The following is a 24,930-nucleotide window of genomic DNA, read 5'->3' as shown; positions in this document are numbered from 1 at the left end:
TTTCTTTGCTTCGCCAAAGAAAAGTAAGCAAAAGAAAGGCGACCCTGGTTCCTGCGTCCCTTCGCCGCGCTACGGGCAACCTGCGGTGCTCGGTCCAGCCGGGGTCAAAAACAACTCGCTTCGCTCAAACAAGTTTTTGCCCTGATCCGTCTGGCCCTGCGCTCCTCGGCGCATCCACAAGGGCCAATCGGGAGCGGGGACAAAAATACAAAATCAACACAAATACCAACAAGGACTCGCCACGGCGAGTCCTTGTTTCTTCAGGTATTCGGATTCCTGTCTTCGGCTGTTGGTATTCCTTCTCCCCATCCCTTCTGTATGCGCCGAGGAGCGCAGGTTCAGGCGGATCAGGGATCGCGATTGTCTGAGCGAAGCGAGTTCGAGCGAGACCCCGCCTGAACCGAGCACCGCAGGTTGCCCGTAGCGAAGCGGAGGGTCGCAGACAGCAGGGTCGCCTTTTCTTTTGCTTACTTTTCTTTTGGCGAAGCAAAAGAAAAGTGAGTAGCCGCCGGGCTACCCCCGGCCAGCAACCCTCAGCAAAGACCGCAAACACCGAAACAACAACAACCAAAAAAGAAAATAGCTATTAATTTAGGAGCTGCCTGCGCCCGTCCCTATTGGGCGTAAGGCCAATAAGACGATTAATTGGCAACCGTGAACCGGCGCCGAACATGCCGCGCGTTTTCAATCTCGTCCACGATGGCCACAGCCAGGTCAGGCACCGAAATACCGGCCGGCTTGTCACCCTGGCCAGGCAGCAGGTCGTCCGCACCCAGCCGGTATTTGCCGGTGCGCTCACCGGGTGCCAGGCCAATGGGAGGCGAGACAAAGCTCCAGTCCAGTGAGGTTTCGAGCTTGAGCTGGTTCAGCGCCTCGCGTGCGGCGAGCGCGCCCTGCTTGTATTGCGCGGGAAACTCCGGCGTGTCCACGAGTTGCAGGCCGGGCGCCACATACAGGCTGCCGGCGCCACCCACCACGAGCAGGCGTTTGACGCCCGCCTGCTTGACGCCATTCACGATGGCTTTGCTGGCCTCAAGGTGCAGGTCGTGGATTTTCGGCTCGCTCCAGCCGGGGTTGTAGGCGCTGATGACGGCATCGTGGCCCGCCACGGCTTTGGCCACCTGGCCGGCATTCAGTGCGTCGGCGGCGACCACGGTCAGGCCGGTTTGCGGGTTGACCTTGCCAGGGTTGCGGGCCAGTACGGTGACCTTGTGGCCGCGGCTCAGCAGTTCGGAAAGAATGGGTGCGCCGATAAAACCTGTGGCGCCGATCAGTGCGATGTTCATAAAAACTCCTATGGGTAAAAGAGTCTCTAGTTTCATTACTTCACAACGGCCTGAATAGACGGCAAAATTCGCTAACACTGTGAAGTAGAGCTAACTAATGAGCGATAAATCCATGGACCAGCTCAAGCGCATGGCCATTTTTGCCGAGGTGGTTGCCAAAGGGTCCCTGACCGCGGCTGCTCGGCAGCTGGGCATGACGCCTTCGGCCGTGAGCCAGCATTTGCGGCAGCTTGAGCAGTCGCTCGGCCTGGCCCTGCTGCACCGGTCCACGCGGCGCCTGACGCTGACAGAAGCGGGGGAGCGCTACCACGCCGGTTGTGCCGCCATGGTGGCGGCTGCGCGCTCGGCGGAACAGGCGCTGGTGCGGCTGCGCGACGAACCCGAAGGCGAGCTGCGCCTGGCCGCGCCGGCCGGCTTTGGCAGCCTGCTGGCAGCGGCGCTGGCGCCGCTGCGCGGCTACCCCCGGCTCACGCTGCGTCTGCTGCTGGACGACAAGCTGGTGGACCTGATCGGCGAACGCGTGGATATCGCGGTGCGCGTGGGGGAGTTGGCCGACTCCAGCCTGGTGGCACGCAAGCTGGGCGATATGACGCGCCAGCTCTGCGCCTCGCCGGCCTACCTGGCCGAACGCGGCTGGCCCGCCACGCCGCAGGATTTGCTGCGCCACGACTGGCTGGCCAGCAAACCCAACAGCAGCAACAGCGCGGACATGCTGGAGCTGCTGGGCCCGTCCGGCGAACGCGAAACCCTGAGGCTGGAAGGCCGGGTGCAGGCCTCGCAGGTCACGGCGCTGCATGCGCTGGCCATAGCCGGCTGGGGCATCAGCATGGGTGTGAGCGAGGACGACCGCAAAGCGATGGCCGAAGGCCGCTTGCTGCCGATACTGCCGGGCTGGCGCATGGCGGATGTTCCGGTCTACGCCGTCACGCCGCGGCGCGGCGAGCAGCCGGCCAAGGTGCGGTACACGCTGGAGTTGCTGGCGGCCTGGTTCGTAGGTGTCAGGCCTGTTACGGACGCGGCCTGAGCACCAGCCCGCCCAGCATCACACAAGCCAGTGCGGCCGTCAGGTCAAGGCGCATCAGGCGTTGCTTCGCATCCGGTAGCGTTGTGCGGCGGGCTCAGGTCAGTTGCATGGAGCGCGCGGCATCCAGGTGCGCCTTCACACGCTGGGCCAGTGCGACGTCGCCGGGGGTCTCCGGCCGCCATTCCTGGGCGGGCAAGGCCTTGCCGTCCAGGTCCACCGCGACAAACACCACCAGGCATTCGGTGATGACCTGCATCTGCCCGACTTTCATGTCGCCGGCGCGCACTTCCACCGAGATGTTCAGGCTGGTCGTGCCGGTGTAGGCCAGGCGGGCTTCGACTTCGACCAGGTCGCCGATCATGATGGGACGCTGAAAACGTATGCTGCCCACCGACACGGTGACGCAATAGCGCTTGGCCCAGCTGGTGGCGCAGGCGTAGCCGGCTTCGTCAATCCATTTCATGACGGTGCCGCCGTGCACTTTGCCGCCGAAGTTGACGGTACTGGGTTCGGCCAGGAAGCGGAGGGTGATGGAGGACATGGGGGCTGCCGGTGTGTTGTGGGTTGTTCAGGCGTGCTGCCAGGCGACGGCGGCGACACGCATCATATTGTCGCCCATCACGCCCTCTACCTCAGTTGCGCTCAGGCCCACCCGGCGCAGCGCTTCGGGCAGCAGTTGCCAGGTTTCAACCGGCGTGTAAGTCATGCGCTGCACGGCGCGGTCGTAGCCGGCCGACCTGGGCCACCAGTAGGTGGGGTCATAGTCGCCCGGCGGGTTGTCATTGAGCTCATCCTGCCGGAAGCTGATGTCCAGGCCGATGCCCGCATGCTGCGCGCCGACCAGGCCCGCCACATGGGCCACATGCCGCGCCATATCGTCAGCCGTAGGAGTGCGCGTACCCAGGAATGCAGAGACGCCCGAGACGCACACCACCCCGCCGGTTGCGGCGCAGGCGCGTATTTGCTCGTCGGTGATGTTGCGCCCGTGCTCGACCAGCGCCAGCGGGTTGGCGTGGCTGAAGATCACCGGCTTGGCCGAGGCGGCCATGATGTCGAGGCTGCAGCGGCGGCCGGTATGGGAGCAGTCCATCAAGAGGCCCGCCTCATTCACGGCCTGCACCATGCGCACACCCAGCGGCATGAGGCCGCGTGCTTCGTCGTGGCAGCCGTCGGCCACGCTGTTGTTGCGGTTGTAGGCGAAATGGATTTGCCGCACGCCGAGTTCGCGGTACAGGGTCACCATCTCGGGCCGCTCCTGCAAGGGCATCGCACCTTCCAGGTCAAAGCCGATGGCAAGCTGGCTCGCCGCCGCGGCTTCGCGGATCTCGTCCACGCTGGATACCAGCCGGTAGCGCCCGGGGTTCGCGGCGATCTTCGCGCGGAAGGCCGCAATGACCGCCATGATTTGCGCCACCGGGTTCATGTCCATGCCGACATTGACGGATACATAGTTCACGCCCGCGGCGCGCAACGCGTCCATCGGCGAAAAATCGGCTGCCGGGTGCAATGGCAGGCAGGCGTGGGCTTCCCAGTGGATCATGGCGTGGCGTGTGGTGTTGAAGAGAAATTAAAGCATGCGGCGCTGCGGCGCGCCAGACCTGCCTGGTAACGATTTACGCCGTAGCGGACACGTCGTCCGCTGCGCGGCGTTTGAACCCGGTGGAAGCCTCCATCAGGCTCAGCGTATAGGCATTCGTGACTTTGTGTGCCGCCAGGTCGGCCGCAGGCAGCATCTCCACCGTCTGGCCGCGCTGCATCACCATGAGCCGCTCGCACAGGTGGGTGACGACGGCCAGGTCGTGGCTCACCATGATGAAGGTCAGGCCGCGCCGGCGGCGCAGTTCCTCGAGCAGGTTGAGCACCTCGGCCTGCACTGAGGCGTCCAGTGCCGAAGTGGGCTCGTCCAGCAACAGGATTTGCGGCTCGAGGATCAAAGCGCGCGCAATTGCGATGCGCTGGCGCTGCCCACCCGAGAGTTGGTGCGGGTAACGGAAGCGAAAACCCGTGCCCAGGCCGACTTCTTCCAGCGCACGTTCGATGCGCGCTTCCGCATCGCTGATGCCGTGGATGGCCAGCGGCTCGGCGAGGATGCGGTCTACGGTGTGGCGCGGGTGCAGCGAGCCGTACGGGTCCTGGAACACCATCTGCACCTGCCGCCTGAAGGCCTTGCTGCCGGGCGCGCTGTCCTGGCCCAGCAACCTGACCGTGCCGGCCGTGCGCGGCGCGAGCCCGCAGATGGCGCGTAGCACGGTGGATTTGCCGGAACCCGATTCGCCGACGATGCCGAAGCTTTCGCCGGGGTTCACGATGAAGGAGGTATCGGCGACGGCGACAAAGCTGTCGTACACCACGCGCAGGCTGCTGACTTCCAGGCCCAGCGATGCGGATGAAGCCACTGGGTTCACAGCGCCCACTCCGGTTGCCTGTCCAGCGTCGCCAGCGGATGCGTGGACGCGCCCAGCTGCGGCAGACAAGCCATCAGGCCGCGTGTGTACGGGTGCTGCGCATTCGCCAGGCCGCCGGCGGCCAGCTCTTCCACCACCCGGCCGGCATACATCACCAGGATGCGGTCGCAAAAGGTGGACACCAGCCGCAGGTCGTGCGAGACCAAAATCAAGCCCATGCCGCGCTCGGCCACCAGCGTGTCGAGGATGGACAGCACCTGTAGCTGCACCGTCACGTCCAGCGCCGAGGTCGGCTCGTCGGCGATCAGCAGGTCCGGGTCGGCAATCAGCATCATCGCGATCATCGCGCGCTGACCCATGCCGCCCGACACCTCATGCGGATACAACTTGTAGACGCGCGCCGGGTCGTCGATGCGCACGGATTCGAGCGCGGCCAGTGCGCGCTTTTTGGCTTCGGCCGACGAGACGCGGGTGTGGGCCTGCAGCGTTTCCACGATCTGTGCGCCTATCGTCATGACGGGGTTCAGCGAAAACTTCGGGTCCTGCAGCACCATGGCAACACGGCCGCCGCGCAGCGCACGGCGTTGGGCGGGCGGGCAGTTGAGCAAGTCCACACCGGAAAATTCGAGACGCTTGGCGCTGATGCGGCCTTCGGGTGCGGTCAGGCCCATGATGGCGCGGCCGGTTTGTGATTTGCCCGAACCCGACTCGCCCACGATGCCCAGGCGCTCACGGCCCAGCGTGAAGGACACGCCGCGCACCGCCTCCGTCATGCCGCCGTCACGGCGCGGAAAGCTGACGCGCAGGTCGTCAACCACCAGCAGGGGAGCGTTGGCGCCCGTCATTTGGCGGCCTTCGGGTCCAGCGCATCGCGCAGGCCGTCACCCAGCAGGTTGAAGGCCAGGCTCACGACAAAAATCGCCGCACCGGGCGCGGCCGCCACCCACCACTGGTCCAGCACATAGAGGCGGCCGTTGGCGATCATCGCGCCCCACTCCGGCATGGGCGGCTGCGCGCCCAGGCCCAGAAAACCCAGCCCGGCGGCGGTCAGGATGATGCCGGCCATGTCCAGCGTGACGCGCACGATCACCGACGACACGCACAACGGCATGATGTGGCTGAGCACGATGCGCCAGGGGGAGGCGCCCAGCAATTGCACGGCCGCGATGTAGTCGGTCTGCCGTATTGTCAGTGTCTCGGCCCGCGCCATGCGCGCATAGGGCGGCCAGGAGGTGATGGCGATGGCAATCACCGCGTTCTGGATGCCGGGCCCCAGCGCCGCGACAAACGCCAGCGCCAGGATAAGGCGCGGAAACGCCAGAAAAATATCAGTGATGCGCATCAGCACTGCGTCGATCCAGCCGCCGGCATAACCGGCCACAGTGCCGACGATGAGGCCGAGCGGCGCGGCCAGCACCGCCACCAGAATCACCACCATCAGCGTGATGCGCGAGCCGATGATGATGCGTGAGAGGATGTCCCGCCCCTGGTCGTCGGTGCCGAACCAGTGTGCCCACGAGGGCGGCAGCAGCCGTGTGGTGCGCAGGTCGCCGGTGTAGGCCGAATACGGCGCGAGCAGGTCGGCAAAAATCGCCACGAGGACCAGACCCAGCACGATGAAGAGGCCCAGCATCGCCAGCCGGTTGCGCGAAAAATCGTGGCAGCCGTGGTACATGCGGCCCATGAAAGCCTGGCGGCGCGAGGCAGGGCGGTCGGTGTTCAGCCAGTCGCGCAAAGATGCAACCTTTGAAGTCATCGGATTCGCGTCCTTGGGTCGAGCAGCTTGTACAAGACATCTGACAATAAATTCAAACCGACAAAGATCGACCCCACCACAATCGTGCCGCCCAACACCGCGTTCATGTCGGCGTTCTGCAGCGAGTTGGTGATGTACAGGCCCAGCCCCGGCCAGGCAAAGACGGTTTCGGTCAGTACCGAGCCCTCGAGCAGACCCGCGTACGACAGCGCGATCACCGTGACCAGCGGCACCATGGCGTTGCGCAGCGCATGGCGCCAGATAATGCGCGACTCCGACAGGCCCTTGGCGCGCGCAGCAATCACGTATTCCTGGGCGAGTTCGTTGAGCATGAAGGAACGCGTCATGCGGCTGATATAGGCCAGCGCGAAATAGCCGAGCAGCGAAGCCGGCAGGATGAGGTGCGAAAACACATTGCGAAAAGCCTCCCACTCGCCGGTCATGGCCGTGTCGAGCAGCAACAACCCGGTGATGGGCTTGAGTGTGTATTCATAACTCACGTCAATGCGGCCCGGCCCGGAGACCCAGCCCAGTCGCGCATAAAACACCACCAGCGCCATCAGCCCCAGCCAGAAGATGGGCACCGAATAGCCCACCAGGCCGATCACGCGCACCACCTGGTCCACCAGCTTGCCGCGCCGCACTGCGGCCCAGACGCCCAGCGGCACGCCCAGGCCCGCGCCTATCAGGATGCCCAGGCTCGCCAGCTCCAGCGTGGCCGGAAAGGCGCGCTTGATGTCCGTCATCACCGGGTTGGCTGTCAGCACCGAGACGCCGAAGTCGCCCTTGAGCACCTTGCCGATGTAGATGTAGAACTGCTCATACAGCGGCTTGTCCAGCCCCAGCTCCTGGCGCGCCCGCTCGATCACATGCGCCGGCGCGCGGTCGCCCACGATGGCCAGCACCGGGTCGATCGGGATCACGCGGCCGATAAAAAACGTGACCGCGAGCAGGCCCAGGTAGGTGAGCAAAATCACCACCAGGAAGTTGCCAAAGCTTTTGGCGTGCGGCGTCAAGCGCTGGCCTGCCGTGCGTGTGGCTACCGCGCTGAGCGGTGCCACGCCGGCAGCCGTGGGGTCGGGGATGGCCAAAGTCGTGGAGCTATCAGCGCTTGGAGGCGTTGAACATGTAGTTGGTGTCGAAGGTGGGGCCCAGCTTCAGGCCGTCCACGTTGGTGCGATAAGCCGCCACCTCGGTCTGCTGGTAGAGCATGACAAAGGGGCTGGTCTTGCGGAACTCGGCCTGCAGGTCCTCGTACATCTTCTTGCGCTTGCCGGCGTCGCGCTCGAGCACGGCGGCATCCGACTGCTTGGTCAGCTCGGGGATCGCCCAGGCGTTGCGCCAGGCCAGCGGCTTGGCCTTGGCATCGTCGGCGTTGTCGGGGTTGCGCGTGAAGGTGTCGGCGTTCGAATGCGGGTCCCAGTAGTCGGCGCCCCACTGGCCGATGTACATGTCGTGGGTGCGGGCACGGTACTTGGTCAATGTTTGCTTGCCGTCACCGGGAATGATCTCGACGTCAATGCCGGCCTGCTTGGCTGTTTGCTGGAAGGCCTCGGTGATGCCTTGCACCGGCTGGATGGTGCGCATGTCGATGGTGACCTTGAAGCCGTTGGCCAGGCCCGCTTTGGCCAGCAGCGCCTTGGCCTTGGCCACGTCGAGCTTGTACGGCTTGACGGTGCTGGCGCCCAGCAGGCCCTGCGGCAAGAAGTTCTGGTTGATCACGCCGATGTTCTTGACCAGCGTGTCGCCGATCGCGTCGTAGTCGACCAGGTATTTCAGGGCCTCGCGCACCTCGGGCTTGGCCAGGTTGGCGTTCTTCTGGTTCAGGCTGATGTAGTAGACCGTGCCTTTGGGCGTGGAGGTCATCTTCACGTCCTTGTTGGCCGAGAGCGCCGCGATGTCCTGCGGGCTCAGGTTGCGGGCGATGTCGATGTCGCCTTTTTCCAGCAGCAGGCGCTGCGTGGCCGATTCCTTCACGTGGCGGTAGATCACGCGGGCCAGTTTGGGCTTGGCGCCGTAGTAGTTGTCGTTGCGTTCCAGCGCCACGATTTCATTGGCACGCCATTCGCGCAGCTTGAGCGGGCCGGAGCCGGCGTAATTGGTTTTCAGCCAGGCGTAACCCCAGTCACCGTTGACCTCTTTCGATTGCACCAGCTTCATGTCGACAATGCCGGCCACGTTGGCCGTCAGGCAGTTGAAGACAAAGGTGGGTGCATAAGCCTTGTCGGTTTCCAGGGTCACCACGGTCGGGCTGGTGGCCTTGATCTTGTCCTTGACGTTGGTCTTGGAGAAACCGAACTGGGTCAGGATGAAAGCGGGGGACTTGTCGAGCATCACGGCGCGCTGCAGCGAATACGCCACTTCTTCAGCCGTGAGCGGATTGCCGGAGGCGAACTTGATCCCGGGCTTGAGCTCGAAGGTATAGGTCTTGCCGTCGGCCGAGACGGTCCAGGATTTGGCCACGTCGCCCACCAGTTTGGACGGGTCGTTCACATCCAGGCGCAGCAGGCGGTCATAGGTGTTGCCCATGATTTCGCCGGCGGACAGCTCAAAGGCCTCGGCCGGGTCCATGGTGATGATGTCATCGAAACCGAAGGCCAGCACCAGGGTGTCTTTGGGCGTGGCGGCCAGCACGGCGCCGGCGCTGCAGGCCAGCATGGCGGCTGCGGCAGTGGCGCAAAGAACGCGGCGGCTGAGGTGGGGAAGCATGTGGTTCAAGATGATTTCCTTCGGTTGGACAGTCAAACAAACATTGCGCCTGACCGCTTGTGGCGGCCGCGCCCGGGGGTCTCAGGGGTGAGCAGGAATCATGCCCATACCGCTGGTGGTTGCCGCCGGTAACTTGTACATACAAGTCAGGGACCTGTTCACGGTCCAGGGCGACTGATGCATTCTGCGCCGCCGACCGCGCGCGTCAAGACCCGGGTTTTCCGCGATTGCTGACTTCATGAAAACCGGCGGTCCGGCGGCGGACCGCCTGGCCGTCGCCTATGTAGCCAACACCGTTGCCCCAAAAAAGTGTCCAGAAGCCGCCTTCCAGGGTGAAGCGTTACGACCTGCTGCTCGGCGGAATATCCTGGTGGACAACCGGCTGGACTCTGCGGGTTTTACCGGTGTTTGTTGTTGCTATTAAAAGCATAGCTGCTGGCGCCCATCCATATTGGGCTTAAGGCCGAAACCTCCCCTGAAAACAGCCTGAACCGGGTCTGGTTTCAGTTTGGGGGGAAGTCCCTTCTTCTGGCGTGCGTTCGGGGGGGGGCGTGGGCCTTGTTTTTTCGGGTCAAAAGTGGCTAGAGGCCAATTAAATCGGGCGCGACAAGCTATGAAATTGATAGCGATTATTCAATGCGCCCGAATCCGGCAAAGGACACATGCCGTCAGATCACCGGCCTTTACCCCGCCCCGTGACATTTCTTGTACTTCTTCCCGCTCCCGCAATAACAAACGTCGTTGCGCCCGGGCGTGGCCTCCACCCGCACCGTCTCGACTTTGGGGCCCATGGTCTTCCACAGCTCACGCAAGTCATACACCGCCCAGATGGCCTCGCCAAACGCGTTGAGCCTGGCAATGCTGGTGCTGGGTGTGCCGTCTTCGCTGAGGGGTGACACCTCGGGCGGGGCACTGTCGTCTTCGGTCATGGCGACCACGGCCTGCAGGGCACCATCGAGCCACCTGGCGGCGTCTTTGTCACGCGGCGCCATCCACTCGTCGGGCCAGCTTTCCACCGCGAACATGAAACCCAGCGCCCAGACCTGCGCGAATGCGGGCAGGTCTTCGCCCTTGAAGGCGGCACGTTCGTCGGGCGGCATGTCGGCCACGGCGCCGCGTATGTCCATGACCTCGGGGTGGTAGCAGTTGTCGTCTTCGAGCGAGTCCACTTCGGCGTCCAGCGCCGTTTCGACTTCCTGCCAGCGCTGGTTCCAGAGCATGAGGAAGCGCTCACGCTGCGCCTCGCTGGCGAACGAGCCGCCTTCCGGATCCGGTGCCTCGCCCTCAGCGGGGACGGCGAGCAGCACGGGCAGGTATTCGGCTGCCTCGATGGGCCGGCGCGAGCAGATCACGGCGGCCATGAAGCCTTCGCAGAATTCCCACTGCGGTGTTTCGTCGTAACGGATGCGCAGGTCGTCGAGGATGGCATCGAGCTCGTCGAACGCCTCGACTTCCAGGAAAACCGGCTCCGGCGAGGGCTTAGAGGGGATGACGGATTTGGGGGTGGGCTTCATGAAAAAAACAGTTCTGAGCGTCACGTGAGGCTCTTATGATGCAAAGTGTATCTGGCGCGTCGCGGCTGCATGCCTGTGTTTTGTGCCCTTTTGTGACCCCTCCCACGGAAGCCCCGTCATGTTTCTTCAGCGCCTGGATGCCTGGTTCCCCGTCCGTTACACCTTTATGGCCCTGTGCGGGCTTGCTGCGCTGCTGGGGCTGCTCGGCCTGATGGTTTTTGGCGTCGGGAAGCTGGCCCTGGTATCCCTGGTGGCCGGCGTGGTGCTGGTGTGTGTCGGTGTGCGCGACTTGCGGCAAACGCGCCATGCCGTGCTGCGCAACTACCCGGTCATCGGCCACATGCGTTTCCTGTTTGAGTACATCCGGCCCGAAATGCGCCAGTACTTCATCGAAAGCGACAGCGAGGCCACGCCATTTTCACGCGCCCAGCGCTCGCTGGTGTACCAGCGCGCCAAGGGCGAACCCGATAACCGGCCGTTCGGTACGCAGCTCGACGTGGGCGCGCAGGGTTATGAATGGGTCAACCATTCGATGTCGCCGACCAAACTGCCAACCCACGACTTCCGCGTCTGGATAGGCGGCACGCCCGATCACCCGTCGCCCTCGGTGGAGCCCTGCACGCAGCCTTACCACGCCAGCGTGTTCAACATCTCGGCGCTGAGCTTCGGATCGCTCTCGGCCAATGCCATCATGGCGCTGAACAAGGGCGCCAAACTCGGCGGCTTCGCGCACGACACGGGCGAGGGCTCGATCTCGCAGCACCACCGGTTGCATGGCGGTGACCTGATCTGGGAGATCGGCTCGGGCTATTTTGGTTGCCGCAACGAGGATGGCACGTTCAGCGAAGAGCGCTTCGCCGCCAACGCATGCGACCCGCAGGTCAAGCTGATCGAGCTCAAGATGAGCCAGGGCGCCAAGCCCGGCCACGGCGGCATCCTGCCCGGCCCCAAGGTCACCGAGGAAATCTCGGCGGCGCGCGGTGTACCGCAGGGCAAGGACTGCATTTCGCCCTCCAGCCACAGCGCATTTTCCACGCCGGTCGAGATGATGCATTTCATCGCCAAACTGCGAAAGCTGTCGGGCGGCAAGCCGACGGGCTTCAAGTTCTGCATCGGACACCCGTGGGAATGGTTTGCGATTGTGAAAGCCATGCTGGAGACCGGCATCACGCCGGATTTCATCGTGGTGGACGGCGCCGAGGGCGGCACGGGCGCTGCGCCCGTCGAGTTCACCGACCACGTGGGCGCGCCGCTGCAAGAGGGCCTGCTGCTGGTGCACAACACGCTGATCGGCGTGAACCTGCGCAGCCGCGTTTCCATCGGTGCCGCCGGCAAGGTGGTGAGCGCGTTTGACATGGTGCGGCTGATGGCGCTGGGCGCCGACTGGTGCAATGCCGGGCGCGGCTTCATGATGGCGCTGGGCTGCATCCAGGCGCAAAGCTGCCACACCGGCAAATGCCCGACGGGCGTCACCACACAAGACCCGGTGCGCCAGCAGGCACTGGTGGTGCCCGACAAGGCCGAACGCGTGCGCAACTTTCACCGCAGCACGCTGCATGCGCTGCAAGAACTGGTGCAGGCCGCGGGCCTGTGCCACCCGCGCGAAGTCAACGCGCATCACATCGTGCGGCGCCTGACCGACACCGAGGTGCGGCTGCTGAGCAACCTCATCATGCAAGTCGAGCCCGGTGCGCTGCTGGGCTCGCTGGAAAAGCAGAACACGGTCTTCAGCTACTACTGGCCGCTGGCCAGCGCGCACAGTTTTCGCGCCAACGGCGCCGCGATGCAGGCACCCGCCGGACCCGATGGCGCCGCGACTTCAGGCACCCGCGTCGCAGTGGCCTGAATACGCCTGGCCACGGCCAAGCGACCAGTCGATCGGCGAATTTTCCGTCAGCGCGATCATGATGTCGTCCGGCGAAAAGCCGGCGGCGACCGCCTTAGCGACCACGCGGGCGTAGAGCTCACGCTTGCGCGCGTCGTTGCGGCCACCCAGAAAAGTGATTTCCACAATGCAGGCGCCGGCCGAGCGGCTCACGTCCGGAAACGTCGGATCCAGGATCATCGCGTCGGGCTGGAAACGCGAAACCAGTTGAAACCGGTCACCGGGCGGCACACCGCATGTCTCAACCAACCCCTGGTGAACAGCATCAGCAAGGGCCATGATGAACTCCTGCGAAAGGTGCGCGGGCACCGAAATACGGGCGAGTGGCATGGTCAGGACTCCTTGAAAATGTGGAAATCCGACTTTATAGAGACCAAAAATTAGATAAATATGCACATTGGTCAGTCATTGCGACTGAAAACGACATAATGAGGGATGCAGTACACCGATGACATCGCCATCTTTGTTCGCACGGTGGATTTAGGGGCATTTGCTGCGGCCGGCAAAGAGGCGGGGCTCACCGCTTCGGCGGTCGCGCGTATCGTGTCGCGGCTCGAAAGCCGGCTTGGCGCCAAGCTATTGCATCGTTCAACACGGCGGCTTGTACTCACGCAGGAAGGCGAAACCTATCTCCACCATGCCCGCGCGATCATTGCCCGGGTTGAAGAAGCACAGGCCCAGATCGGGGCGGTCAAGGGCCGCCCGCAGGGCTTGATTCGCATCAATACCGGTACCGCTTTTGCGAAACACAAGCTGGTGCGCCTGCTGCCGGAGTTTCAGACCCTATACCCGGATATTTCTGTCGCACTAACCGTCGGTGATCAGCGCATAGACCCCCTGCTCGACCAGACCGATGTCACCATCCGGGTAGGCCCCTTGCAGGATTCCGGACTTGTGCTGCTGCAGCTGGGAACTGTTCATCGCGTCATGGTCGCCAGCCCAGGCTACCTGGCCAGGCACGGAGTTCCGCAGCATCCCCGTGAGCTTCTCGCGCACAACTGCCTGCAATTAAGTGGATTCACGCGTCTGGCGGAATGGCCGGTGCTGGAGGACGGCAAGCGTGTCATGCTGCCGGTCAAAGGTTCCATCACATGCGACAGCGCCGACCTGCTGCTTGACCTGGCCCTGGCCGGCGTTGGCATTGTCCGCCTCGGTGATTTCCTGGGGGAACAGGCGCTCGCTGACGGACGGCTGGTGCCGCTACTGACGACGCTCCACGACAGCGACCCGACGCCCCTGTCAGCCCTGGTTCTTCCCGGCCGGCAGAACATTCCTCGCGTACGCGCCTTCCTCACCTTCCTGAAGGCTGCTTGCCGTCAGACATCGAGCGCTGCACCCTGACGCCGAGGTTGCCGAGCCGTTTGGTCATGGAGAGAACATGCCGGTCCTTGCTGAGCAGCAAGGCCTTGCCGGCCACCGCCAGGTCGATGAACTTCTGGTCGTCGGGGTCGCTGCAAGTGACACCGGCCTTGGCTGCCACCTCCGTCAGGCGAGCATGCCGGTCAAAGGCAGCGAGCACGTCACCGGCGCTTAATTCGTAAAACGCCAGGCGGGGAATGATTTGCGGATAAGCCAGCACGCGCTCAAGTTCGTCGCGCATGGCCTGCGTGGCCAGCCAGTCGAGCTCGCCGGCCTCCAGCGCTTTTTTCAGTGGCTGCGCTGCCGCATCGTTGAAAACAAACACGTCGAGGACGATGTTGGTGTCCAGCACGACAGGCTGGCGCACTGAGGCCGTCACGCCGCCGGCTCGTTCGGTGGGGTGGGGGTGGCTGCGCCGGGCTTGCCGCGTGCGGAGCCCGCCACCATGTCAAAGCGGAACAGGCGGCATTCGATGGGACCATTCCACATCGGCACGCGCCGCGATTCTTTCAGGCGCATCTTGCCCGGCAGTTTGAGGTCGGGCGTGAGCACGTGAGCGGTCCAGCCGGCGTAGTTTTTCTTCCAGTGCGCGGCCAGTTGCGGAAAAAACTCCGTCGCTTCTTCGCCCCAGGCGTTTTGTGCCTGTTCGCGGCCGGGATTGGCAGAACGGTCGCGCGAAGTCTCGAAGGCGGGCTCTTCACGCGTGTCGCCCCGATCGCCGCTGTCCCGGTTCAGCGGCTGGCCAAATTCATCGATGGGTTGGTTGCGGTGGTCCTGCTGCACGCGTCCTTCGGCATGTCCTTGCTGGCGGCGCTGGTCGCGTCCCTGCAGGCCGGTGATGCCGGCCACGCCTGCCACATCGATCCGTTCGCCGTAAGGCGGGTTCACCAGCATCACGCCCGAAGGCGCAGGTGGCATACGCTGCAGCGCGTCGCCGCCGCGGAATTCCACCGCATTGGCCACACCGGCACGTTCGGCATTGCGCTCGGCAAAGTCAACCATGCGGAAAGACACGTCGCTGCCGAACACCTTGGCCGTGGGCTCGGTGATGGCGGCTTCGGCCTGGTCGAGGAGGCCGTCCCACACGTGGCCCTGGAAGGGCAGGTATTTCTGGAAGGCAAAACGGCGGTTGATGCCGGGTGCGATGTTGCACGCGATCTGCGCGGCTTCAATCGCGATGGTGCCCGAGCCGCAGCAGGGGTCATAGAGCGGCACGCCTTCTTTACAGAGCTGATCCCATCCGCTGGCGGCAATCATGGCGGCGGCCAGGGTTTCCTTCAGCGGGGCATCACCCTTGTCTTCACGCCAGCCGCGCTTGAAGAGCGGCTCACCCGAGGTGTCGATGTAGACCGTGACGGTGTCCGTCGTCAGGTGCACGTAGACGCGCACGTCGGGCCAGCGCGTGTCGACGCTGGGGCGCACGTCGTCGAACTTGGCGCGAAAGCGGTCGGCGATCGCGTCCTTGATCTTCAGCGCCGCGAAGTTCAGGCTTTGCAGCGGGCTGTGCTGGGCGGTGATCTCGACCTTGAAGGTCTGTTTGGGCGTGAACCAGATTTCCCAGGCCACGTTGGCAGCAGCGTTGTAGAGGTCTTGCTCACTGCGGTACTGGTTGTGCTGCAGCTCGATCAGTACACGCTGCGCCAGCCGGCTGTGCAGGTTGAGCTGCAACGCGTCGCGCCACGACGCCTGCAGCTGCACGCCGGCGCGCCAGGCTTTGCCGTCGATCCCGGTGACACGCTTGACCTCGGTGGCCAGCAGGGTTTCGACGCCTGCGGCGCACGGTAAAAACAATTGGAGTTGATTCATGACTGACTTTGAGGGACGGGCAGCGCGGCCTGATTGGGCGGCTAGAGTGATTTGCGCAGGTTGGCGGGCGCTATGCGCAGGGCTTCGCGGTACTTGGCCACGGTGCGGCGTGCGCATTCAATGCCCTGCTCCTTGAGCATTTCGGAAATCTGGTTGTCGCTGAGCGGTTTCTTGAGGCTTTCGGACGAGACAAATTGTTTGATGAGCGCGCGTACCGCCGTGCTGGAAGCATTGCCGCCGGTTTCGGTGCCGAGCGCGGAGCCGAAGAAATACTTGAGCTCAAAGGTGCCGAAAGGGGTGCCCATGTACTTGGCCGTGGTCACGCGGGAGATGGTGGACTCGTGCAGGCCCAGCTCGTCGGCGATTTCGCGCAGCACCAGCGGGCGCATGGCGAGTTCACCGTGCGTGAAGAAATTTTTCTGCCGTTCCACAATCGCACTGCTCACGCGCAGGATGGTGTCAAAGCGCTGCTGGATGTTCTTGATGAACCAGCGGGCCTCCTGCAGGCGCTGCTGCAGCGCCTGGCCGCCCTGGCCCTTGTGCTGCTTGAGGGCATTGGCATAAATGTCGTGCACGCGCAGGCGCGGCATGACGTCGCCATTGAGCGAAACCTTGAAGCCCCGGCCCGACTTCACAACGATGACGTCGGGCACGATCAGGTTGCGCTCCACATTCACGAAGCGGCGCCCGGGCTTGGGATCGAGCCGGCCTATCACCGTGATCGCGCCCTTGATGGCGGCTTCGGTGAAACCGCACAGGTGCGACAGGCGCTTGACGTCGCGCTTGGCCAGCAGCTCCATCGGTTGCTTGCACATGGCAATGGCTGCGCGGGTTTCTTCGCAGTCCTTGCAGTCCAGCAGCTGCAGGCTCAGGCATTCCGCCAGGTTGCGCGCACCGACACCGGCAGGCTCCATGTGGTGCAGCAGCTTGAGCGCCATCGCAAAACGCTGCTCCAGTTCTTCCGCCTGCGCCATGTCATCTCTTGCAAGACCGGCCGCGAGCGACGCCAGGCTGTCTTCAAGGTAGCCGTCGTCGTTGAGCGATTCAATGAGGAAGTGCAGCGCGGCACGGTCTTCCTCCGACAGGCGCAAGCTCAGCGATTGCCGGTGCAGGTGGTCCTGCAGCGACTCATGGCTGCCCGTGAGGTCGGAGGCCTCGGCTTCGCTCTCTTCATTGTTGTTCTTGCGCGCCGGTGCGTCGCTTCCCCACTCGCTGTCGTCGGGCGTGGTTTCTACCGTGCCATCGCCTTCCCAGCTTTCCTCGAGCTTGGGCTCCGCACTGACTTCTGCGTCATTCGGGGCTGTAGCGCTAGTCTCGTCTGCGCCGCCAGCTATCGAATCCGTAGCAGATTCAAACTCGCGGCTGTCCTGGCTTACCGGCGTGTTGATGTGCTCCAGCCCAAACTCTTCGCGCACCGCCGTCTCTTCCGACACTTCCAGAAACGGGTTTTCGTCGAGCATCTGCTCGACCTCCTGGCTCAACTCAAGCGTCGACAGCTGCAACAGCCGGATCGACTGCTGTAGTTGAGGTGTCAGCGCAAGATGCTGCGAGACGCGGAGTGACAGACCTTGTTTCACTGGATTTTCAAACTTGCGGAAGGTTGAGGCGATACGTCTTTAACCAGCGGGCGCCGCCGAACTGGCTTTGCCAGGCCGCAGGCGCCGTCCCCGGAGGGGGAGAGGGAGCTACACGAAGTGAGCGACAACAGGGGGGAACCATGTTCTACATCTTGAAGTGTTCGCCGAGATAGACGCGGCGCACATCGGCGTTATTCACGATCTCGGACGGTGTGCCTTGCGCCAGCACGTGGCCGTCGCTGATGATGTAGGCATGGTCGCAAATGCCCAGTGTTTCACGCACGTTGTGGTCGGTGATCAGCACGCCGATGCCGCGCGATTTGAGGAAACCGATGATGCGCTGGATTTCGATCACGGCAATGGGGTCGATACCGGCAAACGGCTCATCCAGCAGGATGAAGCGCGGCTGGGTTGCCAGCGCCCGCGCGATTTCGACCCGGCGGCGCTCGCCGCCCGAGAGCGCCGGTGCCGGTGAGTTGCGCAAATGATCTACCCGCAAATCCTGCAGCAGGGCGTCGAGCCGCGACTCGATGTCTGCGCGCCCCAGCGGTTTTCCGGTTTTGTCGAGCTGCAGCTCCAGCACGGCACGCACGTTTTCTTCCACCGTGAGCTTGCGGAAAATCGACGCTTCCTGAGGCAGGTAGCTCAGGCCCAGGCGGGCACGCAGGTGAATCGGCATGTGCTCGACCGACTCGCCGTCGATGGAAATTTCGCCTGCATCGGCGCGCACCAGGCCCACGATCATGTAGAACGAGGTCGTTTTGCCCGCGCCGTTGGGGCCCAGCAGGCCCACGACTTCGCCTTTTTGCACGGACAGCGAAACGTCCTGCACCACCTTGCGGCTGCCGTACGATTTTTGCAGACCTTGCGCAACAAGGCGGCTGGGGGTCAGGGCAGGAGCGGCCGGGGCCGCTGAAGTGTCAGTCACCACATCCATCTGTGCAGGTCTTTCTAGTTCTTTTCATTGCCCAGCGTCGTGCTGGGGCGCAGAACCGGGGCTGGGCCCGCGGGCGGTGCCGCAACGGGTGCCGAGGCTGTCGCGCGGGGTGACAGCATGGCGCGAACCCGCCCCGTGGGGTTGCTGGCCGTACGGTTTTGCGCGCCCCCATCCACGGTGAAGACGTCGGTGTTGTTGTCATAAACAATCAGGCTGCCGGTGGTTTCGTCCACCAGGGTGGCACCGTTGTAGCGGCGCACCACCGCCCGCTTGATGAACTTCACCAGGTCGGCGCGGCTGTCATATTCAATGCGTTCGCCTTCGCCTTCGATGTACTCGTCTACGCCGTCACGCTTTTTCCGGTAAAACGCCAGCTTGCCGGGCGCCGCGACGGACACCGCCTGCTGGTAGCCCTCGGGATCCTGCATGACGTCAACGCGCTCGCCGCGCACGATGGTCGTGCCCTTGGTGATCACCACATTGCCGGTAAAAACGCTGGTTTGCTTCAGGTCGTCATAACGCAGGGCATCTGCCTCCGCGTTCATGGGTTTGTCCCGATCAGCTTTTTCGGCAGCGGCCGGGAAAGCCGACCCCAGCGCCAGGATGACCGGCAGGATGAGGGAAAAAATGGGGTGTTTCATAAGGCACGAATCTTGCTGCTTGGTGTTGGGTCATTGTAGCCATGCCAGCTGCGGGAATGGCTTGCACGGGGAATATTAGGGGCATAAAAAAACCCGCCGGAAATCGGGCGGGTTTTTTGAGCCGGTGTTTGGCGCGGCGCACGGCCGCGGGCGCTTTCTTTATTTGGCCTTGCGGGATTGGGCGATCAGGTGATCTGTGACCTGCAGCGCGCGGGTCATGGTTTGGGTTTGGTCCGACGAGGTGTAATAACGCCCGGCGATACCCAGCGACGGCACGCCGGCCACTTTGTAGCTGTCCTGCAGCTGTGTGGCCTTGCGCGCCTTGGAGGCGACCGAAAAGGAGTTGTAGAACTCAACGAATTTGGCCTTGTTGAGGCCCTGCTTTTCAGCCCATGCAGCTATCAGCTCGGGCGTGTTAAGCGGTTGTTTTTCCACATGAATCGTGGCAAACACCTTCTTGTGAAGTTCCTCAATTTTTCCCATGGCCTCAAGCACGTAATACAGGCGCTGCTGAGGTTCGAAATCGGGCCGGAAGGACACTGGAACACGCCGCACGGACACGTCCTTGGGGATCTGCTTCATCCAGGCTTCGAATTGCGGCTCGAAGGCGTTGCAATGGGGGCAGTTGTACCAGAAGAATTCCACCACCTCGACCCGGCCGGCGGCGGCTTCGGTCGGCGCCGGCTTGTCCAGCGTCAGGTAATCCTCGCCGTCCTTGAAGGCCTTGGCCTGGGCTTGTGCCAGGGTGGGCAGGGCGGCGATGCCGCCCAGGGCGGCGGCTGAAAACGAAAACTCACGGCGTTGCATCAGATTTTTCTCCTGGAATGACAGAAATAGCCCGGAAACCGCCCCTCTGGCGGATGCCTCGTGGCGCGGGGTATAGGGGTTTGTACACCAGCCTCGTGAAAAGTTCAGCCTATCGTTGGACGAGGGCTTCAGCGCTGGACCCGGACCAGCGCGGTTTCAATGGAATTGTTGTCCAGGCGCTCCTTGGCCTTGTCGGCATCTTCCTTCTTGTCGAAAGGGCCAAGACGCACGCGGTACACGGTGCGGCCAGCCTGCTCGCGTTCCGTCACTTTGGCCTGCATGCCCAGCAGCAGCAACTTGGCGCGTTGCTGTTCCGCATCTTCCGGCGTGCGAAAGGCACCGGCCTGAATGAAATAGCTGAAGGGATCCGCTCCCGGACCGGATGACAGGCCTTCGACCTTGGCCTTTGCCAGATCGCCCAGCGGATCGGCAGGCGCTGGTTTGGCCACTTTGGCCGGCGCTGAAGCGGCGGCCTTGGGGGTGGCTCCGGCCGAGGGGTCGGGTACTGGAACACCAGGCACTTCAACCGCTGCCGGAGGAGGCGGCTTGGGCTGGTTTTTGCCGGCCAGCGGGGCGTTCGGGTTCCAGTCCTTGTTTTTCTTGGCTTCAACAGCATCGCTGTCGGGGTTGCGTGCCTGGCTCTTGTTCATGAAAGGAACCGGCACCTTGGTGATGTAAACCGCTACCGCCAGCGCCGCGCCCAGGCCGATCAGCGCGCCAATGATCAACCCCAACAGGGTTCCGCCTCGTTGTGTATTCATACCTTGCCCACGTTCATTGCCTTGTCCTGAAATTCGCATGGTTTTCGCCACGGTTTACATCTTGCGCGGGGCGCTCACGCCCAGCACTGCGAGGCCATTGTGCAACACCTGCGCAGTCGCGGCGACCAGCGCCAGACGGGCAAGCTTCACAGCTTCGTCGTCCACCAGGATGCGCTCGGCATCGTAATAGCTGTGATAACTGGCCGCCAGCTCACGAAGGTAAAAAGCCACGTCGTGCGGTGCAAATCCGTCAGCCGCGTTGGTCAGCATGTCGGGGTACTTGGCCAGCAGCAGCATCAATGACTGCGCCTGCGGGCTGTCCAGCGCCGAGAGGTCGACAGCTTTGAGGCTGGCTTCGTCGCCACCCTGGCCGGCCCAGGTGGTGAGGATGGAGCAGATGCGCGCATGCGCGTACTGCACGTAATACACCGGGTTTTCATTGTTTTTGGCCAGCGCCAGGTCAATGTCGAAGATGTATTCGGTGTCCGGCTTGCGGCTGAGCAAAAAGAAGCGCACGGCGTCGGCGCTGGTCCATTCGATCAGGTCGCGCAAGGTGACGTAGCTTCCGGCGCGCTTGGAAATTTTGACCTCTTCGCCGTTGCGCACCACGCGCACCATGGTGTGCAGGACGTAGTCGGGGTAGCCCTGGGGAATGCCTTCGCCGGCGGCCTGCAGCCCGGCGCGCACGCGGGCAATGGTGCCGTGGTGGTCCATGCCCTGGATGTTGATGGCCTTGCCGAAGCCGCGCTCCCACTTGGCCAGGTGGTAGGCCACGTCGGGGACGAAGTAGGTGTAGCTGCCGTCGCTCTTTTTCATCACGCGGTCTTTGTCGTCGCCGTAGTCGGTCGACTTCAGCCACAGCGCGCCATCCTGCTCGTAGGTCTTGCCGGCCTCTTTCAGTCTGGCCACGGCGCTATCGACACGGCCCGAGCTGTACAGGCTGGACTCAAGGTAGTAGTTGTCGAACTTCACCGAGAAGGCCTTCAAGTCCAGGTCCTGCTCGTGGCGCAGATAGGCCACGGCGAACTGGCGTATCGAGTCCATGTCTTCCACGTCGCCCGAGGCGGTGTATTCGCGGTCGTCCGACTTGACGGTCTTTTTGGCCAGAAAGTCGGCCGCGATGTCGGCGATGTAGTCGCCGTTGTAGGCCGACTCGGGCCAGCCGGCGTCACCGGGCTTGATGCCTTTGGCGCGCGCCTGTGTGCTGGTGGCCAGGGTCTGGATCTGCACGCCCGCGTCGTTGTAATAAAACTCGCGCCAGACCTTGGCGCCTTGCGTGGCGAACAGGTTGCAGATCGCATCGCCCAGCGCGGCCTGGCGGCCGTGGCCCACATGCAGCGGGCCGGTCGGGTTGGCCGAGACGAACTCGACGATCATCTTGCGTGCCGGGTCGGCCGGCTGCACGCCGAACTGCGCGCCGGCGGCCAGCACTTCGCGCACGGTCTCCTGCTTGGCGGCGGGCTTGAGGCGGATGTTGATGAAACCGGGGCCGGCGATTTCGATGGCGTCTACCCAGCGTTCAAACGCGGGCTTCTTGAGCAGGTTGGCGCGCAGGCTTTCGGCCACCTGGCGCGGGTTGAGCTTGAGCGGTTTGGCCAGCTGCATGGCGGCCGTGCAGGCGAAGTCGCCATGGGCCGCCACCTTGGGGGATTCAAAGGCAGCTTTGTCGCCTGCGCCGGGGGAAAGTTCTTCCAGCCCCGCGGCCAGAGCCGCGAGCAGGTCTTTTTTAATCGAGAGCATGGTCTGATTTTACGGTTAAGCCATCTGCCGTTCGGACCCCTCAGATACCCGGTCATCGAATTTGCCCGGCGCGGCGTTATGTGTTGGAATTCCAGCCGGAACTCAAACCTGTTTCCCAACCCAATGGAGCCACCATGAAAAAGCTGTTATCCCTGATCGCCGCCGTTTTTGCCGTCTCGATGGCCTTGTCTCCGGTGGCGCACGCCGCGGACGCTCCAGCCAAAACCGCACAGCAAACCAAAATGGGCGCCTGCAACAAGGACGCTGAAGGCAAGAAGGGCGATGAGCGCAAGGCATTCATGAAAGAGTGCCTGAGCGCCAAGAAAGAAGCACCAACGCAGCAAACCAAAATGAAAACCTGCAACGTCGACGCCAAGGGCAAAAAAGGCGACGAACGCAAAGCCTTCATGAAAGAGTGCCTGAGCAAGTAAGCCGGTCTTTTCAGATCAAACCAGCCCGCCATGAATGTCATGGCGGGCTTTTTTTGTGCCAATATTCCTCCTGGGCGCTATTAATTCGATAGCTGTTTGCGCTTGTCTACAAAGCGCTAGCGGTACTTTTCATCTATAAACGCACCGTCACACCTGCAGCAGCTGCCCCTGCGCCGCCTGCTTGACCGCCTGTGTCAATCGCTGCGCCGCAACGGATTCACGTGCCCAGTGCTGCCAGTACAGCCGCACGTCGACCGTGCTGCCCGGCAGCACTTCCTGCAGCGGCGGCTTGCGGGTGCGCGCGGCCAGCAACAGGTCGGGCACCATGCCCCAGCCCATGCCAAGCTCCAGCGCAAGCTCAAACGCATCCACCGCCGGCACGAAGTGGCGCGGGTACAGCGCGTCGCGCAGCCCGAAATGCTGTTCAAGAAAAGTATCCTGCAGCGCGTCCTTGCGGTTGAAGATCACGGCAGGGCTGGCTAGCAGGCGATGGGCCAGCCGGTTCGGTGCGGCCTTGCCACCCGCCGCGGGCTCGTTCCACTGCGCCACCAGCGCGGGCGAGGCCATGCAGCGGTAACGCATCACGCCCAGCGGTTCAGCCACGCAGCCCCGCATGGCCTGCGCCAATGCGGTGACGCAGCCCGTGACATCCCCGCTTTTCAGGGCTTCCTGGGTGTGGTCCTGATCGTCCACCACGACATCGAGCAGCAGGCCGTTAGTGTGCAGGGCTGAGGCCACGCCCGGCAAGAACCACGTGCTCAGGGAGTCGGCGTTCACCGCCACGCTGAGGCTTTGCAGGCGAGCGGGCTTTCCCCCGCCCTGCAGCCCGGCCAGCAGATCACCCTCCATGAGGCGAACCTGCCGGGTGTGCCCGAGCAAAGCCTGGCCGGCCGACGTGGCGCGTACCTGTTTGCCGCGCACCAGGAGCCGCTGCCCCAGTGCGGTTTCAAGTGACTTGATGCGCAGGGACACGGCAGCCAGCGTCAGGCTCAGGGCCTTGGCGGCTTCGCCGAAACTGCCGTGCTCAATCACGGCGGCCAATGCTTCAAGTTGTCGGGCATCGAGCATGTTGTTAGGCGCCTACTAAATCAATTAATAATTGACTAAAGCTAATTTTAGTTAATTCTATTTAACTATTATGAGCCCTGGCACACACTTGCGGCCATGAACCCGCTCACCGCCCCCGCCTTCCTGACTGGCATGGTCCTCAGCCTCTCGCTCATCATGGCCATAGGCCCGCAGAACGCCCACGTGATCCGCATGGGCCTGCTACGCCAGCATCTCTGGCTCACCGTCGCCGTCTGTGTGCTGACCGATGTGGCCCTGATCGCCGCAGGCGTTGCCGGCCTTGCGCAACTGGGCGGTCTTTCCGACAAGCTGCTGGGCGCCATGACCGGCGCGGGCGCGCTGGTGCTGCTGGTGTATGGCGCCCAGGCCATGCGGCGCTTTCTGCAGCCTGCGCACGCGTCTGCCCAGAACCCCGATATGGCCGGCGCAGAGGCCATGCCGCGCCGCAAGGCCATCGGGCTGGCACTGGCGCTGTCGTGGCTCAACCCCCATGCATGGCTGGACACCGCCGTGGTCATCGGCACCGCATCACTGGCTTACGCCCGGCCGGACAACGCCGTCTTCGGCCTGGGCGCCATCACGGGTTCATTGCTGTGGTTTACCGGCCTGGGTGTGGCGCTGTGGTGCGTGGGGCGCAGGCTCAACACACCGGCCATATGGCGCGCGATGGACCTGTTGGTAGCGCTGATGATGTGGGGCACCGCCTTCTGGCTGGTGCATGGCCTGTTTTCAGCCTGACGCTGCAGCGCGGGTGTGTGCCTAACCAAAGCCTCGGGCCAGAAAGACGGCGGCCAGCGGAATGAACGGCAGGATGTGCGCCTGCACCATCACCAGCCGCCGCGCTTGTTTGACTTCCAGCGCATCGGGCAGGGCGCCGCTGGCGCGCAACTCACGGCGCCAGCGCAAAAACATCATGGTCGGCTTGATGGAAATCAGCCCAATCGCCAGGAACATGACGAGCTTGACGTACAGCAAGGGGTTGTGGGCGTACCAGGCCGCGCCCTTGCTGCCCAGAAACACGCGCGCCAGGCCGGTCAGGAAAACCGCGCCGGCCGAGATGCCGTAGACCATGTCGATCTTGCCGAGCCTCTCGATCACGGCGGCGTTCAGCCACTCGGTGCGGCACAGCGCCGCCTCGCTCGCCAGAAAAACCACCATGGTGAGAATCGCCAGCAGGTGGGCATAGGCCAAAAGAGATTCGAGAACCATCGTCGGGATCCTTTC

At 63.4% G+C, this 24,930-nt stretch carries 25 protein-coding genes; 5 read left to right on the top strand and 20 right to left on the bottom strand.

Translation table 11 applies throughout. The features are described from left to right. Window positions 1-641 precede the first annotated feature (641 nt). Entirely contained in the window at window positions 642-1,286 is a 645-nt protein-coding gene (locus AC1DU8_RS21860; RefSeq protein WP_477666936.1) for an NAD(P)-dependent oxidoreductase, read from the bottom strand. 97 nt (window positions 1,287-1,383) lie between these two features. Here AC1DU8_RS21860 and AC1DU8_RS21855 point away from each other — a divergent pair, with 97 nt between their 5' ends. Next, window positions 1,384-2,310, top strand: coding sequence for a LysR family transcriptional regulator (locus AC1DU8_RS21855; RefSeq protein WP_477666935.1), 927 nt, complete (start codon window positions 1,384-1,386; stop codon window positions 2,308-2,310). 94 nt (window positions 2,311-2,404) lie between these two features. Here AC1DU8_RS21855 and AC1DU8_RS21850 read toward each other — a convergent pair whose 3' ends face one another. From AC1DU8_RS21850 to AC1DU8_RS21815, 8 genes are all read right to left on the bottom strand, one after another. Next, window positions 2,405-2,851, bottom strand: coding sequence for an acyl-CoA thioesterase (locus AC1DU8_RS21850; RefSeq protein ID WP_457282388.1), 447 nt, complete (start codon window positions 2,849-2,851; stop codon window positions 2,405-2,407). A 27-nt stretch (window positions 2,852-2,878) separates the two neighbouring features. Further along, a complete protein-coding gene (locus AC1DU8_RS21845; protein ID WP_477666934.1) occupies window positions 2,879-3,850 on the bottom strand; it encodes a dipeptidase in 972 nt (323 codons plus the stop codon). 73 nt (window positions 3,851-3,923) lie between these two features. Continuing rightward, window positions 3,924-4,688 carry an ABC transporter ATP-binding protein gene (locus tag AC1DU8_RS21840; protein ID WP_457282456.1) on the bottom strand — a complete coding sequence of 255 codons (765 nt, stop codon included), beginning with the start codon at window positions 4,686-4,688 and terminating at the stop codon, window positions 3,924-3,926. Window positions 4,689-4,711: 23 nt separating this feature from the next. Continuing rightward, window positions 4,712-5,560 carry an ABC transporter ATP-binding protein gene (locus tag AC1DU8_RS21835; RefSeq protein WP_477666933.1) on the bottom strand — a complete coding sequence of 283 codons (849 nt, stop codon included), beginning with the start codon at window positions 5,558-5,560 and terminating at the stop codon, window positions 4,712-4,714. Next, complete coding sequence (gene nikC, locus AC1DU8_RS21830) at window positions 5,557-6,471, bottom strand: nickel transporter permease (protein WP_477666932.1); 915 nt, start codon at window positions 6,469-6,471, stop codon at window positions 5,557-5,559. The genes AC1DU8_RS21835 and nikC overlap by 4 nt, the downstream gene beginning before the upstream one ends. Next, on the bottom strand, window positions 6,468-7,562 hold the full coding sequence (locus AC1DU8_RS21825; protein WP_477690221.1) for an ABC transporter permease: 1,095 nt from the start codon (window positions 7,560-7,562) through the stop codon (window positions 6,468-6,470). The genes nikC and AC1DU8_RS21825 overlap by 4 nt, the downstream gene beginning before the upstream one ends. A gap of 13 nt (window positions 7,563-7,575) precedes the next feature. Continuing rightward, window positions 7,576-9,180 carry an ABC transporter substrate-binding protein gene (locus AC1DU8_RS21820; protein ID WP_477666975.1) on the bottom strand — a complete coding sequence of 535 codons (1,605 nt, stop codon included), beginning with the start codon at window positions 9,178-9,180 and terminating at the stop codon, window positions 7,576-7,578. A gap of 683 nt (window positions 9,181-9,863) precedes the next feature. Next, window positions 9,864-10,694, bottom strand: coding sequence for a YecA/YgfB family protein (locus AC1DU8_RS21815; RefSeq protein WP_477727237.1), 831 nt, complete (start codon window positions 10,692-10,694; stop codon window positions 9,864-9,866). Between the two features lie 118 nt (window positions 10,695-10,812). Here AC1DU8_RS21815 and AC1DU8_RS21810 point away from each other — a divergent pair, with 118 nt between their 5' ends. Beyond that, entirely contained in the window at window positions 10,813-12,540 is a 1,728-nt protein-coding gene (locus AC1DU8_RS21810; RefSeq protein ID WP_477690219.1) for an FMN-binding glutamate synthase family protein, read from the top strand. Here AC1DU8_RS21810 and AC1DU8_RS21805 read toward each other — a convergent pair. Continuing rightward, entirely contained in the window at window positions 12,514-12,909 is a 396-nt protein-coding gene (locus tag AC1DU8_RS21805; RefSeq protein ID WP_457282381.1) for a tautomerase family protein, read from the bottom strand. The genes AC1DU8_RS21810 and AC1DU8_RS21805 overlap by 27 nt on opposite strands. 105 nt (window positions 12,910-13,014) lie before the next feature. Between AC1DU8_RS21805 and AC1DU8_RS21800 the strand changes: the two genes are divergently transcribed. Then, window positions 13,015-13,920, top strand: a complete 906-nt coding sequence (locus tag AC1DU8_RS21800; protein WP_477727236.1) for a LysR family transcriptional regulator — start codon at window positions 13,015-13,017, stop codon at window positions 13,918-13,920. Here the strand turns inward: AC1DU8_RS21800 and AC1DU8_RS21795 are convergent. The 8 genes from AC1DU8_RS21795 to argS all read right to left on the bottom strand — a co-directional run bounded on the left by AC1DU8_RS21795 (window position 13,871) and on the right by argS (window position 22,207). After that, complete coding sequence (locus AC1DU8_RS21795; RefSeq protein ID WP_477727235.1) at window positions 13,871-14,317, bottom strand: putative toxin-antitoxin system toxin component, PIN family; 447 nt, start codon at window positions 14,315-14,317, stop codon at window positions 13,871-13,873. The genes AC1DU8_RS21800 and AC1DU8_RS21795 overlap by 50 nt on opposite strands. Beyond that, window positions 14,314-15,744: a THUMP domain-containing class I SAM-dependent RNA methyltransferase gene (locus tag AC1DU8_RS21790; RefSeq protein ID WP_477690216.1), complete on the bottom strand. Its 1,431-nt coding sequence runs from the start codon at window positions 15,742-15,744 to the stop codon at window positions 14,314-14,316. The genes AC1DU8_RS21795 and AC1DU8_RS21790 overlap by 4 nt, the downstream gene beginning before the upstream one ends. Before the next feature lie 41 nt (window positions 15,745-15,785). Next, window positions 15,786-17,321, bottom strand: coding sequence for an RNA polymerase factor sigma-54 (locus AC1DU8_RS21785; RefSeq protein WP_477727234.1), 1,536 nt, complete (start codon window positions 17,319-17,321; stop codon window positions 15,786-15,788). A 145-nt stretch (window positions 17,322-17,466) separates the two neighbouring features. Beyond that, window positions 17,467-18,258, bottom strand: a complete 792-nt coding sequence (gene lptB / locus AC1DU8_RS21780) for an LPS export ABC transporter ATP-binding protein (protein WP_457282376.1) — start codon at window positions 18,256-18,258, stop codon at window positions 17,467-17,469. 14 nt (window positions 18,259-18,272) lie between these two features. Then, window positions 18,273-18,899 (bottom strand): lipopolysaccharide transport periplasmic protein LptA, encoded by a 627-nt coding sequence (gene lptA / locus AC1DU8_RS21775; protein ID WP_457282375.1) that lies wholly within the window; start codon window positions 18,897-18,899, stop codon window positions 18,273-18,275. Between the two features lie 159 nt (window positions 18,900-19,058). Beyond that, window positions 19,059-19,706, bottom strand: a complete 648-nt coding sequence (locus tag AC1DU8_RS21770; RefSeq protein WP_477666926.1) for a thiol:disulfide interchange protein DsbA/DsbL — start codon at window positions 19,704-19,706, stop codon at window positions 19,059-19,061. A 128-nt stretch (window positions 19,707-19,834) separates the two neighbouring features. Beyond that, window positions 19,835-20,467, bottom strand: coding sequence for an SPOR domain-containing protein (locus AC1DU8_RS21765; RefSeq protein WP_457282373.1), 633 nt, complete (start codon window positions 20,465-20,467; stop codon window positions 19,835-19,837). A 54-nt stretch (window positions 20,468-20,521) separates the two neighbouring features. After that, a complete protein-coding gene (gene argS / locus AC1DU8_RS21760; protein WP_457282372.1) occupies window positions 20,522-22,207 on the bottom strand; it encodes an arginine--tRNA ligase in 1,686 nt (561 codons plus the stop codon). A 134-nt stretch (window positions 22,208-22,341) separates the two neighbouring features. Between argS and AC1DU8_RS21755 the strand changes: the two genes are divergently transcribed. Continuing rightward, a complete protein-coding gene (locus tag AC1DU8_RS21755) occupies window positions 22,342-22,638 on the top strand; it encodes a PsiF family protein (RefSeq protein WP_457282371.1) in 297 nt (98 codons plus the stop codon). A gap of 147 nt (window positions 22,639-22,785) precedes the next feature. Here AC1DU8_RS21755 and AC1DU8_RS21750 read toward each other — a convergent pair whose 3' ends face one another. Further along, on the bottom strand, window positions 22,786-23,706 hold the full coding sequence (locus AC1DU8_RS21750) for an HTH-type transcriptional regulator ArgP (protein WP_477690215.1): 921 nt from the start codon (window positions 23,704-23,706) through the stop codon (window positions 22,786-22,788). Window positions 23,707-23,802: 96 nt separating this feature from the next. Here AC1DU8_RS21750 and AC1DU8_RS21745 point away from each other — a divergent pair, with 96 nt between their 5' ends. After that, window positions 23,803-24,444, top strand: a complete 642-nt coding sequence (locus AC1DU8_RS21745) for a LysE/ArgO family amino acid transporter (protein ID WP_457282369.1) — start codon at window positions 23,803-23,805, stop codon at window positions 24,442-24,444. A gap of 21 nt (window positions 24,445-24,465) precedes the next feature. Here the strand turns inward: AC1DU8_RS21745 and AC1DU8_RS21740 are convergent, their stop codons facing one another. Next, window positions 24,466-24,915, bottom strand: coding sequence for a DUF2214 family protein (locus tag AC1DU8_RS21740; RefSeq protein WP_457282368.1), 450 nt, complete (start codon window positions 24,913-24,915; stop codon window positions 24,466-24,468). Window positions 24,916-24,930: the final 15 nt, after the last annotated feature.

The sequence above is a fragment of the Polaromonas sp. P3_A5 genome, from assembly GCF_056403055.1.
This window is presented reverse-complemented; position numbering and strand designations above follow the sequence as displayed.

What these genes read in the sequence shown, in the direction of transcription:
- argS (WP_457282372.1), bottom strand. Translation starts at nt 22,207, where the DNA reads ATGCTCTCGATTAAAAAAGACCTGCTCGCGGCTCTGGCCGCGGGGCTG.
- AC1DU8_RS21850 (WP_457282388.1), bottom strand. Translation starts at nt 2,851, where the DNA reads ATGTCCTCCATCACCCTCCGCTTCCTGGCCGAACCCAGTACCGTCAAC.
- AC1DU8_RS21755 (WP_457282371.1), top strand. Translation starts at nt 22,342, where the DNA reads ATGAAAAAGCTGTTATCCCTGATCGCCGCCGTTTTTGCCGTCTCGATG.
- AC1DU8_RS21815 (WP_477727237.1), bottom strand. Translation starts at nt 10,694, where the DNA reads ATGAAGCCCACCCCCAAATCCGTCATCCCCTCTAAGCCCTCGCCGGAG.
- AC1DU8_RS21750 (WP_477690215.1), bottom strand. Translation starts at nt 23,706, where the DNA reads ATGCTCGATGCCCGACAACTTGAAGCATTGGCCGCCGTGATTGAGCAC.
- AC1DU8_RS21855 (WP_477666935.1), top strand. Translation starts at nt 1,384, where the DNA reads ATGAGCGATAAATCCATGGACCAGCTCAAGCGCATGGCCATTTTTGCC.
- AC1DU8_RS21845 (WP_477666934.1), bottom strand. Translation starts at nt 3,850, where the DNA reads ATGATCCACTGGGAAGCCCACGCCTGCCTGCCATTGCACCCGGCAGCC.
- AC1DU8_RS21810 (WP_477690219.1), top strand. Translation starts at nt 10,813, where the DNA reads ATGTTTCTTCAGCGCCTGGATGCCTGGTTCCCCGTCCGTTACACCTTT.
- lptA (WP_457282375.1), bottom strand. Translation starts at nt 18,899, where the DNA reads ATGAAACACCCCATTTTTTCCCTCATCCTGCCGGTCATCCTGGCGCTG.
- AC1DU8_RS21835 (WP_477666933.1), bottom strand. Translation starts at nt 5,560, where the DNA reads ATGACGGGCGCCAACGCTCCCCTGCTGGTGGTTGACGACCTGCGCGTC.
- nikC (WP_477666932.1), bottom strand. Translation starts at nt 6,471, where the DNA reads ATGACTTCAAAGGTTGCATCTTTGCGCGACTGGCTGAACACCGACCGC.
- AC1DU8_RS21765 (WP_457282373.1), bottom strand. Translation starts at nt 20,467, where the DNA reads ATGAATACACAACGAGGCGGAACCCTGTTGGGGTTGATCATTGGCGCG.
- AC1DU8_RS21800 (WP_477727236.1), top strand. Translation starts at nt 13,015, where the DNA reads ATGCAGTACACCGATGACATCGCCATCTTTGTTCGCACGGTGGATTTA.
- lptB (WP_457282376.1), bottom strand. Translation starts at nt 18,258, where the DNA reads ATGGATGTGGTGACTGACACTTCAGCGGCCCCGGCCGCTCCTGCCCTG.
- AC1DU8_RS21790 (WP_477690216.1), bottom strand. Translation starts at nt 15,744, where the DNA reads ATGAATCAACTCCAATTGTTTTTACCGTGCGCCGCAGGCGTCGAAACC.
- AC1DU8_RS21770 (WP_477666926.1), bottom strand. Translation starts at nt 19,706, where the DNA reads ATGCAACGCCGTGAGTTTTCGTTTTCAGCCGCCGCCCTGGGCGGCATC.
- AC1DU8_RS21805 (WP_457282381.1), bottom strand. Translation starts at nt 12,909, where the DNA reads ATGCCACTCGCCCGTATTTCGGTGCCCGCGCACCTTTCGCAGGAGTTC.
- AC1DU8_RS21740 (WP_457282368.1), bottom strand. Translation starts at nt 24,915, where the DNA reads ATGGTTCTCGAATCTCTTTTGGCCTATGCCCACCTGCTGGCGATTCTC.
- AC1DU8_RS21860 (WP_477666936.1), bottom strand. Translation starts at nt 1,286, where the DNA reads ATGAACATCGCACTGATCGGCGCCACAGGTTTTATCGGCGCACCCATT.
- AC1DU8_RS21745 (WP_457282369.1), top strand. Translation starts at nt 23,803, where the DNA reads ATGAACCCGCTCACCGCCCCCGCCTTCCTGACTGGCATGGTCCTCAGC.
- AC1DU8_RS21820 (WP_477666975.1), bottom strand. Translation starts at nt 9,180, where the DNA reads ATGCTTCCCCACCTCAGCCGCCGCGTTCTTTGCGCCACTGCCGCAGCC.